16 protein-coding genes are annotated in these 17,544 nt (G+C 72.6%); 7 read left to right on the top strand and 9 right to left on the bottom strand.

Features of this window, described 5'->3' with window-relative positions; all coding sequences use genetic code 11:
• Positions 1–91 precede the first annotated feature (91 nt).
• The 4 genes from ACIQNG_RS37995 to ACIQNG_RS37980 all read left to right on the top strand — a co-directional run bounded on the left by ACIQNG_RS37995 (position 92) and on the right by ACIQNG_RS37980 (position 4,036).
• Positions 92–349: a DUF1049 domain-containing protein gene (locus ACIQNG_RS37995; RefSeq protein WP_401428091.1), complete on the top strand. Its 258-nt coding sequence runs from the start codon at positions 92–94 to the stop codon at positions 347–349.
• Between the two features lie 61 nt (positions 350–410).
• Positions 411–1,628: a PP2C family protein-serine/threonine phosphatase gene (locus tag ACIQNG_RS37990; RefSeq protein WP_401491653.1), complete on the top strand. Its 1,218-nt coding sequence runs from the start codon at positions 411–413 to the stop codon at positions 1,626–1,628.
• Positions 1,629–2,287: 659 nt separating this feature from the next.
• On the top strand, positions 2,288–3,760 hold the full coding sequence (locus tag ACIQNG_RS37985; RefSeq protein ID WP_401491651.1) for a helix-turn-helix domain-containing protein: 1,473 nt from the start codon (positions 2,288–2,290) through the stop codon (positions 3,758–3,760).
• 33 nt (positions 3,761–3,793) lie between these two features.
• Positions 3,794–4,036 carry a hypothetical protein gene (locus ACIQNG_RS37980; RefSeq protein WP_401491649.1) on the top strand — a complete coding sequence of 81 codons (243 nt, stop codon included), beginning with the start codon at positions 3,794–3,796 and terminating at the stop codon, positions 4,034–4,036.
• 48 nt (positions 4,037–4,084) lie between these two features.
• On the opposite strand, the gene ACIQNG_RS37975 is transcribed toward ACIQNG_RS37980, so the two are convergent.
• The gene (locus tag ACIQNG_RS37975; protein ID WP_401491647.1) at positions 4,085–4,603 is read right to left on the bottom strand and encodes an adenylate kinase; all 519 of its coding nucleotides are present in this window, start codon (positions 4,601–4,603) and stop codon (positions 4,085–4,087) included.
• A 9-nt stretch (positions 4,604–4,612) separates the two neighbouring features.
• The gene (locus ACIQNG_RS37970) at positions 4,613–5,509 is read right to left on the bottom strand and encodes an aminoglycoside phosphotransferase family protein (RefSeq protein WP_401491645.1); all 897 of its coding nucleotides are present in this window, start codon (positions 5,507–5,509) and stop codon (positions 4,613–4,615) included.
• Between the two features lie 123 nt (positions 5,510–5,632).
• Here ACIQNG_RS37970 and ACIQNG_RS37965 point away from each other — a divergent pair, with 123 nt between their 5' ends.
• Positions 5,633–7,030 carry an NAD(P)/FAD-dependent oxidoreductase gene (locus ACIQNG_RS37965; RefSeq protein WP_401491643.1) on the top strand — a complete coding sequence of 466 codons (1,398 nt, stop codon included), beginning with the start codon at positions 5,633–5,635 and terminating at the stop codon, positions 7,028–7,030.
• 183 nt (positions 7,031–7,213) lie between these two features.
• On the opposite strand, the gene ACIQNG_RS37960 is transcribed toward ACIQNG_RS37965, so the two are convergent.
• From ACIQNG_RS37960 to ACIQNG_RS37950, 3 genes are all read right to left on the bottom strand, one after another.
• A complete protein-coding gene (locus ACIQNG_RS37960; RefSeq protein WP_401428109.1) occupies positions 7,214–8,710 on the bottom strand; it encodes an MFS transporter in 1,497 nt (498 codons plus the stop codon).
• Positions 8,711–8,860: 150 nt separating this feature from the next.
• On the bottom strand, positions 8,861–9,847 hold the full coding sequence (locus tag ACIQNG_RS37955; RefSeq protein ID WP_401491641.1) for a zinc-binding dehydrogenase: 987 nt from the start codon (positions 9,845–9,847) through the stop codon (positions 8,861–8,863).
• A gap of 54 nt (positions 9,848–9,901) precedes the next feature.
• On the bottom strand, positions 9,902–11,179 hold the full coding sequence (locus ACIQNG_RS37950; RefSeq protein ID WP_401491639.1) for an NAD(P)-binding protein: 1,278 nt from the start codon (positions 11,177–11,179) through the stop codon (positions 9,902–9,904).
• 262 nt (positions 11,180–11,441) lie between these two features.
• Between ACIQNG_RS37950 and ACIQNG_RS37945 the strand changes: the two genes are divergently transcribed.
• Entirely contained in the window at positions 11,442–12,251 is an 810-nt protein-coding gene (locus tag ACIQNG_RS37945; protein WP_401491637.1) for a pentapeptide repeat-containing protein, read from the top strand.
• A 70-nt stretch (positions 12,252–12,321) separates the two neighbouring features.
• Here the strand turns inward: ACIQNG_RS37945 and ACIQNG_RS37940 are convergent, their stop codons facing one another.
• Positions 12,322–12,822 (bottom strand): hypothetical protein, encoded by a 501-nt coding sequence (locus ACIQNG_RS37940; RefSeq protein WP_401428115.1) that lies wholly within the window; start codon positions 12,820–12,822, stop codon positions 12,322–12,324.
• A gap of 134 nt (positions 12,823–12,956) precedes the next feature.
• Here ACIQNG_RS37940 and ACIQNG_RS37935 point away from each other — a divergent pair, with 134 nt between their 5' ends.
• Complete coding sequence (locus ACIQNG_RS37935) at positions 12,957–14,402, top strand: M1 family metallopeptidase (RefSeq protein WP_401491677.1); 1,446 nt, start codon at positions 12,957–12,959, stop codon at positions 14,400–14,402.
• Between the two features lie 18 nt (positions 14,403–14,420).
• On the opposite strand, the gene ACIQNG_RS37930 is transcribed toward ACIQNG_RS37935, so the two are convergent.
• The 3 genes from ACIQNG_RS37930 to ACIQNG_RS37920 form a co-directional block, all read right to left on the bottom strand.
• Entirely contained in the window at positions 14,421–15,413 is a 993-nt protein-coding gene (locus ACIQNG_RS37930; RefSeq protein ID WP_401491635.1) for a GNAT family N-acetyltransferase, read from the bottom strand.
• Positions 15,414–15,435: 22 nt separating this feature from the next.
• Positions 15,436–16,293: a phosphotransferase family protein gene (locus tag ACIQNG_RS37925; RefSeq protein WP_401491633.1), complete on the bottom strand. Its 858-nt coding sequence runs from the start codon at positions 16,291–16,293 to the stop codon at positions 15,436–15,438.
• A gap of 643 nt (positions 16,294–16,936) precedes the next feature.
• Complete coding sequence (locus ACIQNG_RS37920) at positions 16,937–17,155, bottom strand: hypothetical protein (RefSeq protein ID WP_401491631.1); 219 nt, start codon at positions 17,153–17,155, stop codon at positions 16,937–16,939.
• Positions 17,156–17,544: the final 389 nt, after the last annotated feature.

Genomic DNA, 17,544 nt, shown 5'->3' with positions numbered 1-17,544 from the left:
TCTCCGCAGGTCAGCGGGGTCGTTCCGGGAATTCCGGGCGAAGGGTGGGCAGGAAGAGCCCCGGTGAGGGAATCGCAGGATAATGGGGTTTATGCGTCAAAAGTCAGACAACCCCTCGTACGGGCCGTCGACCCTCACGGTCAAGGGGCGCGACGTGCGCCTGCGGACCATCGGGTTCGTGGTGCTGGCCGCGCTGGCGATCTGGTTCATCGCCGCCAACACGGGCTCGGTCACCATCCGGCTGTGGGTGCCGACGGTCACCCTGCCCCTCTGGAGCGTGCTCACGGTCACGATCCTCGTGGGCATCGCCCTCGGCCTGCTCCTCGCCCGTCGTCGTGCCCGGCGGTGAGTGGCTCCGGGAAGGACAGCCGCCGGCGTCCGTGCTGCCGCGGCTGTCGAGGTTGTCCAGATTGTCGCGCCTGCTGCCGCTGCTGCTGATTGTCTTCGGCGTCGTCTTCCAGACGGTCACACCGATCCAGCTCACCGGTACGCCCTTCTTCGTCGCCGCCCCGCTGATGGCCGCGCCGCTGTTCGCCCGGTGGGAGACCGTGGCCTTCGGCGGTCTCGCGCTCCTCGTCGCCGTGCTGCTGCATTTCGTCGCCGGGTCCGTCTGGAAGTCGGCCGCCGTCGAGCACCTGGCCACCGAGATGGCGACGATCGTCTTCGTCAGCGTCATGGCCGTACTGCTGAACGTCGTCGTGCGCCGCGGACGCGCGCAACTCGCCTCGGCGCGCGAGGTCGCCGAGGCCGCCCAGCGCGCCGTGCTGCCCGCGCCCGCCGAACGCCTCGCCGGGCTGCGCCTCGCCGTCCGCTACGAGGCCGCCCAGCAGGACGCGCTGATCGGCGGCGATCTGTACGCCGCCCGTGCCACCCCGTACGGCGTACGACTGGTCATGGGGGATGTCCGGGGCAAGGGGCTCGCCGCCATCGAGACGGTCTCCGTCGTGCTCGGCGCCTTCCGGGAGGCGGCGGACCGGGAACCCGACCTGCCCGAGATCGCCCGCTCACTGGAGTCCGCGCTGGCCCGGGAGCGCGCGAGCCGGGGCGGGGTCTACGGCGAGGGCGGCGGCGTCGGCGGCACGGGCGGGGCCGGTCCGCCCGGCTGGGGCGGGGCCGGTCCGCCCGGTCCGCCCGGTCCGCCCGGCTGGGGCGGCGCGGACGGCACGCAGGGCATCGAAGGGGGAGACGGCACCGACGGTGACGAAGCCTTCGTCACCTGTGTCCTCGTGGAGATCCCGCCTGATCACCGCATGGTGCGGGTCCTGAACTGCGGCCATCCCGCCCCGCTGCTCATCGGCTCGGACGGCGGCGTCACCGTGCTCACACCCCGGACGTTCCGGCTGCCGCTCGGGCTCTCCGAGCTGGCGCCCGCGCCCCATCGGCCCGACGCCTGGCAGTTCCCGCCGGCCGCCACGCTGCTCCTCTACACCGACGGCCTCTCGGAGGCCCGGGACGACTCGGGCGCCTTCTACGATCCCGCCGACCGGCTCACCGGACGGGCCTTCTCGACCCCGGCCCGGCTGCTCAGCACGCTCGTGGAGGACGTACGGCGGTTCTCCGGCGGGTTCACCGCCGACGACATGGCCCTGCTGGCGGCACATCGGCCCCGCCCGTTGCTCGCCCGCTGAGCCGCTGAGCCGCTGAGCCGCTGAGCCGCTGCGGCGCGGCGGTCGGCCACCGACGTACCGCGGACCGATCGAAAGCGGTCAGAAAGCGGCAGGAGAGGGGCCTGTGTGAAGCGGGCTTGCGCAGTAAATGCGAACGAGTCGGCCCGGTATCAGCGGCCGACTCGTTCGTGAGCCGGGTCGCGCGCCAACGCTTCCGGCTCAAAATCCCTGTTCACGTGCGGTTGGAGCGACTGAGACAGGGCGCCGTCGCGGTGGGCGGCGTGACGCTGGATGGTGTCAGGGCTGTCCGCATTTCCGCAAGCGATGACGAGACGAAATGAAATAGACGGCTCTCGTGCGCTGTAAACACCTGTTCCGTCGGTCTGCGGAAGGGGGCTGCATCGCTGGTCGATGGTTTATTCAGTTCGTCCCATGCCGTACGCGGGATGCCTCCGTACCCGGGACGGAAGCGGGGTGTGCGTCAAGGGCGTGCGGGGGCAGACGCGAAAGTGGAAGGATGATGTGCGCCTTTCGGGTAGCGCCAACTACCGCTGGGCGAACGTCGGTTGGAGCAGCAAGCGTGTGCAGCGCGTTCGGCCCGCCAGAGAGGGCCGGGACGAGATGGGAGCGTCAGCAGTGGGGATCCGTCTTCCCTTTTTCCGGAGGCGAGGTGTCAGGCGGTGGCACGTCCGGAAAAGCCGATCCCGGATTCACTGAATCCGGTGGGCAAACTCGCCCTGGCCCTGCGCCGAGGACGGCATCTGCGGGGGCTGTCCTATGCCGAACTCTCGAAACGCACCCGGGATTACAGCGCGGCCACCCTCCAACGCGCCGCGTCGGGAGTCGTCGTCCCGAAGCTGGACGTCGCCCGCGCCTTCGCGCACGCCTGCCGGCTGGACATCGGCGAGATCGACCGGCTCTGGCTCGACGCCTACCTCGGGCGCAAGGGACGGAGAACCGGGGCGTCGGCGCCCCAGCCGCACCTCATCCGAAACGTCCCCGACCTGTGCGCCGCCCTGGGTGAGCTGCGCTTCACCAGCGGAGCACCGTCGTACCGGGTCATGCAGCACCGGGCACGGGCCGCCGGACTGGAGCTGTCCCGCAGTACGGCCAACCGGATCTCCGAACGCCGGCAGAGCCCGGGGTCGATGAACCGGCTCAAGGCGTTCCTCGTCGGGTGCGGGCTCCCCGAGCGCCGTCACTCCGTGTGGATCGAGGCGTGGCTGCGGGCGCAGCAGCAGGCCGACCACCACCGCTGGGCGAGCATGCGCGAGGCCGCGCACCTGGAGGCGGTGGTCGCGGACAGCCCCGGCCGGGAGGTCTCGCAGGAGACGGCACAGCGGTTGCTGCGCAAGGCCGGATTCGACCCCGTCGAGCGCTACCGCAGGTTCGAGGCCCCCTGGACGGTGGAGTGCCTCCAGTGCGCCGCCACGTTCCGGGTACGGATGTCCGACGTCGTCACCGGCCGGGCCACCTGCCGGGTCTGCCCGGTGATGAGCGAGCGCGTGCGCGAGGCGTGGGACGACCTCCTGGCCAACCGCGCCGGTGACCTCGGCCGCCAGGAGGTACGCGCGCTGCGCGCCTCCACGATGCTGGAGCCGCGGTTGCAGCGGAACCAACTGGACGTGCCCGTGTTCGTGGCCGACCGCAAGGCCCGGGCCGTCCTGCGCTCCACCACCTGGCACCCGGTCCTGGACGACGCCCTGCGCAACCGGCTCAAGCGGGCGTTCACCCTGGATGTCCTGCTCATCTCCGACGAGGACATGCTGGTCTCGCACCGCAACGGCCACCGGCAGCGGAGGCTGGCCAAGGCGGCGGGCCTGGTGGAGGGCATGGACGAAGGCCCGCCCACGGCGGAGACCCCACCCGCACTGGAACACGTACGGGCACAGGAACAGGCACAGGAACAGGCACAGGAACAGGCACAGGAACAGGCACACGCGGCGGACCAGGCCGAAGAAGAGGCCGAAGGTCAGGCCGATGAACCGGCCCGGGATCAGGCCGGCGAACCGGCCCGGGATCAGGCCGATGAACCGGCCGAAGGGCGGGCCGATGAACGGGCCGAAGGGCGGGTCGAGTTCGGTCTGCCTGGTGGTGTGATCGTCCCCTACGGCGTCTTCCCCCTCGTGGCTCCGACCAACAGCGGGCCCTGAAGCCCCACTCTCACACCGGAAACGAGAAACGGCATGACCGGAACATCCGACGACGGCGTCCAACGGGATGCCGTCGGGGGCCACCACGGAGATCACAGCGTCCGCCCTCCCTCCAGCCGCGCCCTGCACTGGGCCCAACTGACCATCTGTGCCGTCGGGATCATCGGCGCGGTCGCCATCTGGGCGTTCGGCGGGCCGCCCCTCCTCGCCGGGGCGGTGGCGACGGCCGCGGCCGGGGGCGCCGGCTGGCAGATAACGTTCATCGTGCGGCGCTAGGTACTGCCGAGGCGGTGACGGCAGTGAGATGAGCGTGGAAGAGCGTGGTCAGAGGGATGACAGCCAGGCTTCGGTCGCGGCGGGGCGGTCGAAGCGGAGGGTGTCGAGCGGGGCGGGGCGGGGGGCCCGGACACGCCGGGCGATCTCCTGGTGGCGCGGGCCGTGCTGGGACCAGGCCCACCACGCCGGGTGCTCGCGGCTCAGCCAGTCCCGCCAGGTCTCCCGGTTGCCGCCGTAGACCGCCTCGCGGGTGACCGTACGGCGCAGGGAACGGCGTAGGACGCGGGGCATGACGACGCGTCTGCGGTAGTCCAGCCAGATCACCGTGTCGGCGCGCTCCCAGAGCAGATCGCGGACGTCCGGGGAACCGAGGGAGTCGACGATCCAGCGGGGCCCGGCGGTCAGCCGGGAGACGTCCTCGGCCAGGCGGCTGTTGACGGCCCAGCCGGGGCCGCTGAAGTGCAGCGCGTCCATCTCGTGGTACGGCAGGTCCAGCCGGCGGCTCAGGGCGCGCGCGAGCGTGGACTTGCCCGCACCGGTCACCCCGACCACCAGGATCCGCTCCACCGGGGGACCCTAACCCGGCGACCACCCCCGCACCCGCCGCGCGATCTCCACCTCCGTCTCCAGTTCCGCCGCCGGGCCCCGTTCCTCGATCTCCCACAGGCAGTTCTGGAGGACGCGGCCGAGGGTCCAGGCCCGGGCGCGGGCGGGGTCGAGACCGAGGACGTCCGTCAGGGCGTCGAGGCGCCAGGGGATGTCGGCGGGGTCGAAGCGGTTGGCGAGGGCGGGGAGCAGATCGAAGCCGGGGTCGCCCGCGAGCGGTTTGGGGTCGATGGCGAGCCAGGGGGCGCGGTCGGCGGCGAGGACGTTGCCGTAGTGGAGGTCCCAGTGGAGGAGGCGGTCGCCGGGGGTGTCCACGACCTCGCGGACGGCGGCGGCGCAGTCGGCGAGGAGGCGCCGGGTCGCGGGGTCGGGGATCTGCTCCAGGGCCTTCGGGGCGCGGTCCAGCAGGGACTGCGCGAGGTCGGAGAGGCGGCGCAGGCCGGGCGGGGCGGCAGTGGCGGTGAGGTGGGCCAGCAGGTGGGCGACGACCAGGACGGCCTCGTGGGTGTCGGGGTGCCGGGCGAGGGTCCGGGACGGGTCGAGGCGCTCCAGGAGCATCGTGCCGGTGGTCGGGTCGTGGTCGAGAAGGCGTACGGCCCCGGCCCCGCCCCATGCGCGGAGCGCGGTGGGTTCGCCCTCGGTCTCCTCGTCCGCCGGCTGGAGTTTGAGCACGGCGGGGGTGCCGTCGGCCCGGACGACGGGCAGGACCAGGGCCACCATGCCGTGCATCGGGGGGCCGTCGGTCCGCAGCCCCCAGCGGTCGAGGGAGCGGGCCGCGAGACCGGGCAGGGCGGCGATGAAGGCACGGCCCCGCGCGCCGCTGTGCTGCGTGTGGGAGGCGGCAAGTTCCGGCGGGATCTCGATCACGTGGCCGAGCCTAGGCACCCCTCGGCAACCTGGGAAGACGACGGAATCCGAAGCGCCGGACCGCCTCAGAAACACGGATTCCGTAGGAGACAGGTGCCCGGTCTGCGGGTTACGGTCCCCGCCATGAGCAGCAGTGTCGTGAACGGTGGCGTCTCCTTCTGGTACGCGCAGGACGGCTTTCCCGAGCCCCGTGAGCCCTTGCCGGGGGACACGTCCGCGGACGTGGTGATCGTCGGGGGCGGCTACACCGGGCTCTGGACCGCGTACTACCTGATCAAGGCGGCGCCCTCCTTGCGGATCGTCGTGCTGGAGCAGAAGTTCTGCGGGTACGGCGCCTCCGGGCGCAACGGCGGCTGGCTCTACAACGGCATCGCGGGCCGCGACCGGTACGCGAGACTGCACGGCAAGGACGCCGCCGTACGGCTCCAGCGGGCCATGAACGACACCGTCGACGAAGTGATCCGGGCCGCCGGGGCGGAGGGCGTCGACGCCGACATCCACAAGGGAGGGGTGCTCGAAGTCGCCCGTACCCCGGCCCAGTGGGGGCGGCTCAAGGCACACCATGAGCAGGAGCTGTCGTACGGCGAGACGGACCGTGAGCTGTACGGGGCCCGCGAGACGGCCGGGCGGGTGCGGGTGAGTGACGCGGTGGGGTCGTCGTGGACGCCGCACGGGGCGCGGATCCACCCGGTGAAGCTGGTGACCGGGCTCGCGGAGGCGGTCGAGGCGCAGGGGGTGACCATCCACGAGTCGACGCCGGTCACGGAGATCCGGCCGAGGCACGCGGTGACGCCCTACGGCACCGTCCGCGCCCCTTATGTGCTGCGCTGCACCGAGGGGTTCACCGCCTCGATCAAGGGGCAGCGGCGTACCTGGCTGCCCATGAACTCCTCGATGATCGCGACCGAGCCGCTGACCGAGGAGCAGTGGGCGGCGGTGGGCTGGGCCGGGCGCGAGACGGTGGGCGACATGGCCCACGCCTACATGTACGCCCAGCGCACGGCGGAGGGGCGGATCGCGCTGGGCGGGCGCGGGGTGCCGTACCGCTTCGGCTCGCGTACCGACAACGACGGGCGCACACAGGCCGAGACGGTCGAGGCGCTGCGGGAGATCCTCGTAGGGATGTTCCCGGCGCTGGCGCGGGTCCGGGTCGAGCATGCCTGGTCGGGGGTGCTGGGGGTGCCGCGCGACTGGTGTGCGACCGTCACCCTGGACCGGTCGACCGGGCTGGGCTGGGCCGGCGGATATGTGGGCTCCGGGGTGGCCACGGCCAACCTCGCGGCGCGCACCCTGCGGGATCTCGTACGGCACGACTCCGGGCAGGACGGGCGGACCGAGCTGACCGAGTTGCCGTGGGTCGGGCACAAGGTGCGCAAGTGGGAGCCGGAGCCGTTGCGGTGGCTCGGGGTGCAGGGGATGTACGCCACCTACCGGGCCGCCGATCGCCGGGAGTCCGTGGCGCCGGGGGCGGAGTCCTCGCGATTGGCACGGGTGGCGGACCGGGTGGCGGGGCGGGGGTGAACGTCTTCGGGGGGCGGGGGTGAACGTCTTCGGGGGCCGGGGCCGGGGGCCGGGGCTGGGGCGAACCTCGCCAGGGCGCGGCGCCCTTTCTCACCGGCTCAGGATTCCCGTCAGCTCAGGTTCCTCACCGGCTCAGGATTCCCATCAGCTCAGGTTCCTCACCGGCTCAGGTTCCTCACCGGCTCAGACCACTGACTCCGGTACCGGCGTGTCCGTCCGGGCCGCGTGTTTCGGGGGCTTCGCCGTCACCATGAGGGCCGCCACCAGTCCCGCCAGGACCATGACCCCGGCGGCGACCCAGATCGCGACGGTGTAGCCGTGGACCGTGCCCTGGGCGATCACCCGGGCGCGGTCGGCGGGGTTGACGAGATGCGCGGTGATGTACGCCGTCGTACTGGTGGTGGCGATGGTGTTGAGCAGGGCCGTGCCGATGGAACCGCCCACCTGCTGGGAGGTGTTGACGGTCGCGGAGGTGACGCCGGAGTCCTCCGGGGCGACGCCCGCGGTGGCGGTGGCGAAGACCGGCATGAACGTCAGGCCCATGCCGAGCCCCATCAGCAGCAGCGCCGGGAGGATCTCGGCGGCGTAGTCCGAGGCGATGGTGATCCGGGTCAGCAGCAGCATGCCGACCGCGGCGAGGAGCATGCCCGGCACCATCAGGGTGCGCGGGGACACATGCTGGAGCAGCCGGGCCGAGATCTGCGTCGAGCCGATGATGATGGCCACGGTCAGCGGGAGGAAGCCGAGGCCGGTCTTGACGGGGGAGTAGCCGAGGATGACCTGGAGGTAGTAGGTCAGGAAGAGGAACAGACCGAACAGGCCGATGGTGGCCAGGGTCATGGTCAGGAAGCAGCCGGCGCGGTTGCGGTCCTTGATGATGTGCAGCGGCAGCAGGGGGCGGGGTGCCCTGGTCTGCCACCACACGAACGCCACGAGCAGCGCGATGCCGACGGCGAACAGGGCGAGGACCAGCGAGTCCGTCCAGCCGCGCGGCTCGGCCTCGCTGAAGCCGTAGACGATGGCGACCAGTCCGCCGCAGCCGAGGATCGCGCCGGGCACGTCCAGGCGGGCGCCGGGCGAGCGGGGGCTCTCGTGCAGCAGGGACAGCCCGCCGAAGACCGCGATGATCGCGATGGGGACGTTGACGTACAGGCACCAGCGCCAGTTCAGGTACTCGGTGAGCACACCGCCGACGATGAACCCGATCGCCGAGCCGCTGCCCGCGATGGCGCCGTAGATGCCGAACGCTTTGCCGCGCTCTCTGGGGTCCGTGAAGGTGGTGGTCAGCAGGCTCAGCGCGGACGGCGCGAGGAGGGCGGCGAAGACGCCCTGGAGCGCGCGGGCGCCGAACAGCATCCCGGAGCTGACCGCGGCCCCGCCGAGCGCGGAGGCGCCCGCGAAGCCGATCAGGCCGATGACGAAGGTGCGCTTGCGGCCCACCAGGTCGGCGACCCTGCCCCCGAGGAGGAGCAGGCCGCCGAAGGCCAGGGTGTACGCGGTGATGACCCACTGCCGGTTGCCGTTGGACATGCCGAGGTCGGCCTGCGCGGAGGGGAGGGCGATGCTCACGATGGTCGCGTCCAGCACCACCATCAGCTGCGCCAGCCCGATGATCACCAGACCCCACCAGCGCCGGGGATCTGCCTCCGCGGCGGGCTCACCTGTCCGGGTGACACTCACCAGGTCAGTCGACCATGGATCGGGGGGTGGCGCATCTGGAACATATGGGGCGTATGGAGCGTATCGGTGGCCCGGGTGGCCCGGGTGGCCCGGGTGGTTTGGGTGGCCCGGGTGGTTTGGGTGGTTGGGCGGCCTGGGTGGCCTGGGGCCTCACGGCTCCAGTACGACCTTCCCCGTCGTCCCCCGGTTCTCCAGTGCCCGGTGCGCGGCGGCGGCCTCCGCCAGGGGGAAGCGGTGTAGCGCGGGGACCAGTCGGCCGGCCGCCGCCTCGGTGAGGGAGCGGAGTTCGAGGGTGCGTATCGGGTCCGGGCCACCGGCCATCTCCAGCATCGGCAGGCGGAGCACCTCCGTGCTGAGCCCCTCGACGAGGTACGGCCCGCCGTCGTGGATGCCCTCGCCGGCCCAGCCGAAGACGATGTGCCGGCCGTCCGGGCCGAGCAGGGCCACGGCCTCGCGGGCGGTGTCGCCGCCGACGCCGTCGAAGACATGGGTGGCCTGTCGGTCGCCGAGATGGGCGCGGACCTCGGCGGGCCAGTCGGGGAGGGTGTAGTCGACGGCGAGGTCGGCGCCGTTCGCCGCGACCAGCGCCACCTTCTCCGGGCCGCCGGCCAGGCCGATGACGGTGGCCCCGGCGTTCTTCCCGTACTGCACGAGCAGGGTGCCGATGCCGCCGGCGGCGGCCGGGACGACCAGCACGGAGTCCTCGTCCGGGCCGGGCCGGGCGAACTGGAGGATCCCCATCACCGTACGCCCGGTTCCGATCATGGCGACGGCCTGGGCGGCGTCCAGGTTCGCCGGGATCTCGTGCACCCGGTCGACATCGGCGACGACGAGTTCGGCGTAGCCTCCGGGCCCGAAGCCGAGATGGACGACGACGGGCCGGCCGAGCCACCGCCCGTCCACTCCTTCGCCGAGCGACTCGACCGTGCCGGCGACCTCCCGGCCGGGGACGGTCGGCAGCGGGGTCGGATCGGGCAGCGGGCCCTGCTCGCCCTTGCGCAGGGCCGTGTCCAGGAGGTGGACACCGGCCGCGGCGACGGCGATCCGGACCTGGCCGGGCCCCGGCACCGGGTCGGGGACCTCCTCGTAGGTGAGGTTCTCGGCCGGGCCGAAGGCGTGGAGGCGGATGGCGTGCATGAGGGGCTCCCCGTGCGGTGGACGTTTCTTCCGGGCTGCCCCCACTGTTCAATCTCAAGTTTGCTTGAGGTCAAGGCGGTCGCGTCCGTGCGGCCCGTCCATGGCGCCGTCCGCCCCGGGCGAGCCCTGTTCCCGGTGGCCGAGCGCCTGTTCCCGGTGGCCGAGCGCCTGTTCCTGGTGGCCGAGCGCCAGTCCCTGGTGGCCGAGCGCCAGCGACACCGCCGTCAGGGCGCTGTTGAAGGACACCTCCGACAGCACACCCGGCGCCGCGACCTCGTCCCCGGCGAGGTACACCCCGTCGCCCCGGTCCACCGCGGGCCGGTCCCGCCAGCTCGTGCCGGGCAGGTCCACGGCCCCCGTACGGCCCGCCGCGATCGCCTCCCGCCGCCAGGTCACCCGCTCGCGCCAGCCCTTGAAGCCGAGGTCGAGCAAGTCCTCGGCGCGGGCGATGCCGTCGGCGCGGGACTCGTGCGGGGCGATCGGGATCTGTCCCTGGAGGAGTTGCTCACCGGCGGGGGCGAGGCCGCGGTCCTGCGCGGTGAACCGTTCCAGCCAGCCGGGCGCGTCCAGGTCGGACACCACGAACGCGTCGCCGCGCCGGGTCCGTACGGCCAGATCGATGAGGGCCGTACGACCGCTGGTCCACGTCAGCGAGTCGTCCTTGAGCAGACGCCGGGCGGCGGGCAGCGAGGTCGCGACGATGACCGGTGTGTCCGTGGGCAGCGTGTCCACGCGGGACACGGTCTCGACCCGGACGCCGAGGCTCCAGGCGCGGGCGGCCATCCGGTCGATCATCGACGCCCAGCCGCCGCGCGGGTAGTGCGCCTCGGGTGGCAGCTTGGCCGCGCGCCGCAGCCGCTCCTGGACGAACGCGGCGGACAGCGCGCCCGGGTCGTGATGGAAGAGGGCCACGGCCGAGTAGTGCGCGGCGGCGCGGGCGCCCTCCGCCCCCGTCTGCTCGGTGGCCCAGCTGAGGAAGTCCTGGTCTACGGGGGCCTGACGGGCGTCGCGCCGCAGCAGCCTGAGCATCGCGAAAGGCGGGGTGCGGCGCAGCGTGCCGCGGTGCCGCAGCCGGAAGCGGGCCGCCTCCAGCGGGGGGATCTGCGCGAGCGGCCCGATGAGATCGCGCCGGCGGAGCCAGGTCCAGTGCGGGCCACCGTTGTAGAGGGCGTGCGGACCGTCGTTCGTCCGGTACGGCCCGTCCGTGGTGCGGGCCCGGCCGCCGAGGGTGTGGTGCGCCTCGTGGAGGGTGACCTCGGCGCCGACCTCGGCGGCGGCGATCGCGGCGGTCAGTCCGGCGAAGCCGCCGCCTATGACGGTGATGCGGTGCATGTGCTCTCCCTGGGGTTGAGGGGTTGAGGGGTTGAGGGGCTGGGGGATCCGAGGTTGGGGGATCGGGGATCGGGGATCGAGGGTCGGGGCCGGGGGCCGGGGATCGGGGTCCTGGATCCGGTGCTTCGGACCCCGTCGTGAGTACGACCTCCAGGGCGGCCGGAATGTGACATCGGCGGCGGAGAAACTCGGGATGGGCCGGTGGACCTGGCTGTCTGTGCAGGTCAGGGCGATTGTCAGTGGTGGGGTGCACGATGGGGGCATGGTGAGGCGAGCGTCGGTGGGCACGGGGGACGGGCGGGGCGTACGGGGGCAGGGCGCCGCCCGGTCGGGAGCGGGGGCACGGGGGAGGGGAAGGGAGGCGCGGCCGGTGGAGAGACGGGTGAAGGGGGCGCGGCGGCCGGAGGTGCGGTTGCCAGGGGACCTCCGGCCGTGGGACGGCCCGGGGCTGGAGCCGGACGGGGACTACGACGGGGTGCGGTTCGAGGACGCCGACCTGGGCGGGCAGGACGGCGGGGGCGCGAGCTTCATGGACTGCGCGCTGACGGGGTGCGCGCTGGACGAGACCCGGCTGTACCACGCCCGCTTCCTGGACACCGTCGTCACGGCCCCGCGCGGTGTCGGTACGAATCTGGCGGAGTCGACGTTCCGGGACGTGGAGGTGAGGGAGGCGCGGCTCGGCGGTGTCCAGTTGCACGGGGCCGTGCTGGAGCGGGTGCTGATCCGGGGCGGGAAGATCGACTACGCCAACTTCCGCGCGGCCCGGCTGAAGGACGTGGTCTTCGAGGGCTGTGTGCTGGTCGAGCCGGACTTCGGCGGGGCGCGGCTGGAGCGGGTGGAGTTCGTGGACTGCGCGCTGAAGGGGGCGGACTTCGGCCAGTCGAGCCTCACGGACGTCGATCTGCGCGGGGCCGCGTCACTGGAGATCGCCCGGGGCGTGGACCGGCTGGCCGGGGCGGTGATCAGCCCGGCCCAGCTGCTGGACCTGGCGCCGGTGCTGGCGGCGGAGCTGGGGCTCCGGGTGCTGGCGGAGGGGGCCGGGGAACAGGAGGAACAGAGGGCGACGAGGTGACGGGGTGACGGCGTGCGTGCGTGTCTGTGTCTGTGTTTGTGTGTGTCTGTGCGTCTGTGTGTGTGGTGGATCAGGACAGACGGGGGAAGCGGGCCTGGAGGGTCCAGATCGCCGGGTTCTCGCCGAGGTCCTCGTGGAGGTCGGTCAGATCGGCGAGCAGATCGTGGAGGAAGTCCCGGGCCTCACGGCGCAGTGCGGAGTGGGAGAAGCTGAGGGGTTTCTCGTCGCTCGGCATCCAGTCGGCGTCGATGTCCACCCAGCCGAAGCGGCGCTCGAAGAACATCCGGTCGGTGGACTCGGTGAAGTCGAGTTCGGCGTGCTGGGGGCGGGCGGCGCGGGAGCCGGCCGGGTCCCGGTCCAACTGCTCCACGATGTCGCACAGCGCCCACGCGAAGTCGAGCACCGGCACCCATCCCCAGGCTGTGGACAGTTCCCGGTCGGCCTCGGTGTCGGCGAGATAGACGTCACCGCAGAACAGATCGTGCCGCAGCGCGTGCACATCGGCGCGGCGGTAGTCGGTCTGCGGGGGGTCCGGGAACCGGTTGGAGAGGGCATAGCCGATGTCGAGCACGGAGGTGATGGTGTCACGGTCGACTTAAGATCGCGGACGTGCCCCGATTCGCGGTTGTTGTCCCAGCGCGCCGGCGCCGTACGACGCCGTCACCCGGCGCGAGGGCCCGGGCCCGACCGCTCGCGTCCGCGCTGGTGGCGCTCACCCTGCTGACCGGTGCGACGGCCTGCACCACGACGGGCGGCGGTTCGGGCTCTCCCGGCGGTTCGGGTCTGGGCGACCCCTACTTCCCCGAATCGGGCAACGGCGGCTACGACGTCCGTCACTACGCCCTCGACCTCGCGTACGTCCCCGCCGACCGGCGGCTCACCGGCCGGGCGCTGATCACGGCCCGGGCGGCGAAGCGCCTCTCGGCGTTCGACCTCGACCTCCAGGGGCTGGCGGTCGAGACGGTGGAGGTCGACGGGAAGAAGGCCCGCTGGCAGCGGCAGGGCCAGGAGCTGACGGTGAGCGTGCCGGCCCCGATCGGCAAGGGCGCGGACTTCCGGGTGGCGGTCCGGTACGCGGGGAACCCGGAGACGGTGACCGACCCGGACGGTTCCAAGGAGGGCTGGCTGCCGACGGCGGACGGGGCGCTGGCGCTGGGCCAGCCGGTGGGCTCGATGGCATGGTTCCCGGGCAACCACCACCCCTCCGACAAGGCGACCTACGACATGGCGGTCACCGTGCCGGAGGGGCTGGCGGCGGTCTCCAACGGTGAGCCGGTGGCGGAGCGGACGAGCGGCGGCCGTACGACGTTCACCTGGCGCACCGGCGCGCCCATGGCGTCGTATCTGGCGACGGTGGCGATCGGCCGCTTCGAGGTGAGCCGTACGGTCACGGAGGACGGCCTGGCCCTCCACACGGCCGTCGACCCCTCGGAGGCGGAGGCGAGCCGGGAAGTGCTGGGGCGGATCCCGGAGGTGCTGGAGTGGTCGGGGGAGCGGTTCGGCCCCTACCCCTTCTCCTCGGCGGGCGCGATCGTGGACAAGGCCGACGGCCTCGGGTACGCGCTGGAGACCCAGAACCGGCCCGTCTTCCCCGGTGCCCCCACCGCCCGGCTGCTGGTCCATGAGATCGCCCACCAGTGGTACGGGAACTCGGTCAGTCCGAGGACCTGGCGGGACATGTGGCTCAACGAGGGCTTCGCGACGTACGCGGAGTGGATGTGGGAGGAGGACGAGGGCGGGCTCAGCGCCGAGGAGACCTTCGACGCGCTGTACTCGGGGACGTACTACGACGACCCCGGGGAGAACGCGGCCGTCTGGTCGTTCCCGCCCGGAGACCCGCCGGACGCGGCACACATCTCGGGTCAGCCCGTCTACGACCGTGCCGCGATGGTCCTCCACCGGCTGCGCGCCGTACTGGGCGAGCGGGCCTTCACCGCCCTCCTCCGGGACTGGCCGGCCACCCACCGCCACGGCAACGCGAGTACGGAGGACTTCATGACGTACGTGGAGGCACTGGCCACGGAGAAGACGGAGAAGACGGGGAAGACGGAGAAGACGGAGAAGACGGGGAAGACGGGAAAGAAGGTCCGCGAGGTGCGCGGGGTGTGGAAGGACTGGCTGTTCGGGAAGAAGAAACCGCCCCGTCCGTGAGGGCACGGCGCACGACGGTCACCGCTCGCGTTCACCTCCCCGGCGCTCCAGGCCCTCCGGGCCTTCCCGGCGCTCCCACTCGTCCAGCAGCCCCGCGAGGTGGGGCGGCCACAGCGCCTCCTCCGCTGCCCGCAGTTCGTCGCGGGCCCACCAGCGCCAGGTGAGGATGCCGTCGGCGGCGTGGGCGGCGGAGAGGTGCGGGCCTGCGGGTTCGCGGCGCGGGCCGTGGGCGACGTAGAGATGCTCGTGCTGGAGGACGGGGACGCCGGAGTGGGTGAAGTCGTGCTCCCAGGCGCCCAGCAGCGGGCCGGGGACGAGGTCGGTCCAGCCGGTCTCCTCGCGGAGTTCGCGCAGGGCGCCGTCGCGGGGGCTCTCGCCGGCGTCGAGGCCGCCGCCGGGCATGGCCCAGTGCACCCCGACCTCGACGTTGTCGTACCGGAAGAGGAAGACCGCGCCCTCGGGGTCCAGCACGGCGACGCGGGCGGCGCGGCGGGGGGTGCGCAGGACACGGCGGAGGACGGAGCAGGGGCAGCCGTGCTGCCGGTCGGGCCGGTGGTCGACGACGTCGTAACCGAGGGCGGTCCAGAAGGCCATGGCCTGGGGGTTGTTGTCGAGAACGGCGAGGCGTACGGCCGTACGTCCGGCCTCCCGGAACCGTTCCTCCACGGCCCGCGCGATCCGCCGCCCGTACCCCTGCCGCTGCACCTCGCTGTCCACGATCAGCAGCCCGATCCAGGGGTCCGGGTCCTCGGGGTCCGGATGCCGGGCGAGGGTGATGACCACCCCGACCAGCCGTCCCGCGCTGCGCGCCAGCAGCACCTCGGCCCCCGGTTGCGCCAGTTCGTCCGCCAGCGCCGCCGCCACCTGCTCCGTGCGGATGTCGTCCGGGTCCGGGAACTCGCCACTGAGCCCCTGGAACTCCCGGTTGGCGGCGTACAACGCCGTGACCTCCGTCAACACGGCCACGAGAAGATCTCGCCCGGCCCCCACGACAAGCGACTCAAGGATCATGCGGCCACGGTAGTACCCGGCGTCACAGAGCCCGTCGACGGCTGTCGCGTGCCGTGAGTGCCGGTCGGTGCGGGTGGCCGAGCAGCTGGCGGAACCGGCCGTTGCTCGCCCGGGCGTCCTTCTCCCCGACCCGCGCGGTCCACTGCCGGCAGGTGGCCCGTACGTATGCCTCGACGGCCTGCGGGTCGGCGGCTTCCCAGGCGTCGAACCCGCGCAGCCACGCGAGAGCGGCGGGGGCGTCGTGGCCGTACTCCATGAGCCGGACGGCCGTGTTCGCGGCATCCACCCAGTCGGGGCCGAGGACGGGCATGGCCCAGTCGATGACGTAGGCGTCGCCGCCGGTCGTGGAGATCAGGATGTTGTGCGGATTGGTGTCGGTGTGCAGGAGACTGCGCCCCTTCAGCAACTCCCTCTCCCGGTCCGGCAGGAACTGCCCCAACTCGTCCACCAGGTGCGGAAGTCCGTACTCCTCGACCCGGTGCCGCCCCTCGATCCACAGGCGGCTCATGCGGGACAGGGTCCGGCGCACGGAGGTGAGATCCGGTGATCCCGGGCCCAGGTCGGCGTGCCGCCCCTCGACGTGGATGAACGCCAGGCAGACCCACCCCGCCACCTGGAACCGGTGGCGGAGTCCGGGGCCGCACCCGGTCACCATCTCGTTGACCATGACCTCGTAGCGCAGTCCGCGCATGCCGTCGTGGTCCGACTGCCGGACCCCTTTGAGGAACAGGCGACCGTTGCGGGCGGTATCCAGGACGAGAGCGACGGAACAGTTCAGCCCCGAGGCGACGACGGCGGAACTCCGCACCGCGCCGGTCCGTTCCTCGACGGCGTCGCGTAACCCGGCCGGCAACTCTTCCCAGAAAATGCGCTCGCTCATTGCTTCCCGCAGGCAGATGGGAGGGGGGCCGGGAAGTCCGGCCCCCCTCGGAGTCGGTCGGTCAGGGATCAGCCTTGTGTGGCACCACACTTCCGGCAGCGCTGCTTGCCGGACCAGTCGGTCCACTGGTGGTCGCACTCACGCAGAACCCAGGGGTTCGGAGTCTTGCGGATCATCGCTGTACTTCCTTCACTCGACTGTGGCTTCGCCGCCCCGCCCCCGCCGGCCCCGTCCCCTCCACGGTCGGCCACGCGGGGACGGCTCCGGCCGGTCGTCGGGGTATCCCTTACGCATATGGATGAGCATGGAGCCCCTGACGCTCCGACCCCGCCCAAATCTGTCCTCCATCAGAAGCCCGGCCCCTCCCCGCCTGGGTTCTACTGATCGTCGCAACCCCAGCTCTGGGGCCGTGGCCCCGCCCCCGCCGTCCGGGCGGGGGTGGCGGGCCTCGCGCACGGGACGCCGTTCGCGGGCCGCTCCGGGGGACAGGGTGCCGCTCGGTCAGAGCGGCCCCTTTCCCGCGTCCAGTGGCCTCTCCAAAGGGGCGACCGCCCGCCCCCGTCACCGTCCAGGGGGGACTCGGGGCCGTCCGTCCCGCCATCGGGCGGGGCACCTGTGGGCGCGGGGCGGACGGCTGGGCGGGTCAGGTTCGGCGCCTGTCACCCCCGGCGCGTCTGCCCGTGCGGCCCGTCCTCAGCGAGCAGGCCGCCGCCCGGCGCCGCTCGGTCTCCGCGCGCTGCGCTTCGTCCAGGCGCTCGCGCACCACGTCCAGGATCGTCTGGGCGACCCTGAGCGCCGTGAACGCGGCCATCAGCGGATCCACTCCGTCATCGCTCCCGTACGGACCCTGCGGCTCACTCACCTTCGCAACTCCTCTCCCCGCGCACGGGGTGCTCGCAACAACAGATGTCGGGGGCCCGGGGGAACGCCCGCCCCCTTCCCGCACGGCAGCGTGGACACGGATACGGACGGACGGCCAGCACCCGCCGCCGGGTCCCCTGGAGCGGCCCCCGGGCGGCCGGTTGGTGCTCCCTCCGCCCGGGGCCTTGCTGCCTGGCGGGCGGAGGGACGTTCACGCGGGCGGTGCCCACCCCTTCGTGGGGCCTTGTCTGCCCGTGGCATGGTCCGGGGGATCCGGCTCCGCACGGCGCGTCCTCTCATCCACGGCAGCCATCACCCGCCGGTACTGCGGCGACCGCTCGAACGCCTCCCGCACCGGATCGGCGAACTCGAAGCTGTGGCCGCCCGGAT

The sequence above is a fragment of the Streptomyces sp. NPDC091377 genome, assembly GCF_044757045.1.
In the GTDB taxonomy this organism is placed as follows: domain Bacteria; phylum Actinomycetota; class Actinomycetes; order Streptomycetales; family Streptomycetaceae; genus Streptomyces.
Note: the sequence above shows the minus strand (reverse complement) of the source record. Positions and strands in the feature narration are given on the sequence as shown.

Coding starts and splice junctions, on each gene's coding strand:
- ACIQNG_RS37995 (WP_401428091.1), top strand. CDS start 92: ATGCGTCAAAAGTCAGACAACCCCTCGTACGGGCCGTCGACCCTCACG.
- ACIQNG_RS37945 (WP_401491637.1), top strand. CDS start 11,442: ATGGTGAGGCGAGCGTCGGTGGGCACGGGGGACGGGCGGGGCGTACGG.
- ACIQNG_RS37980 (WP_401491649.1), top strand. CDS start 3,794: ATGACCGGAACATCCGACGACGGCGTCCAACGGGATGCCGTCGGGGGC.
- ACIQNG_RS37925 (WP_401491633.1), bottom strand. CDS start 16,293: ATGAGCGAGCGCATTTTCTGGGAAGAGTTGCCGGCCGGGTTACGCGAC.
- ACIQNG_RS37950 (WP_401491639.1), bottom strand. CDS start 11,179: ATGCACCGCATCACCGTCATAGGCGGCGGCTTCGCCGGACTGACCGCC.
- ACIQNG_RS37955 (WP_401491641.1), bottom strand. CDS start 9,847: ATGCACGCCATCCGCCTCCACGCCTTCGGCCCGGCCGAGAACCTCACC.
- ACIQNG_RS37965 (WP_401491643.1), top strand. CDS start 5,633: ATGAGCAGCAGTGTCGTGAACGGTGGCGTCTCCTTCTGGTACGCGCAG.
- ACIQNG_RS37930 (WP_401491635.1), bottom strand. CDS start 15,413: ATGATCCTTGAGTCGCTTGTCGTGGGGGCCGGGCGAGATCTTCTCGTG.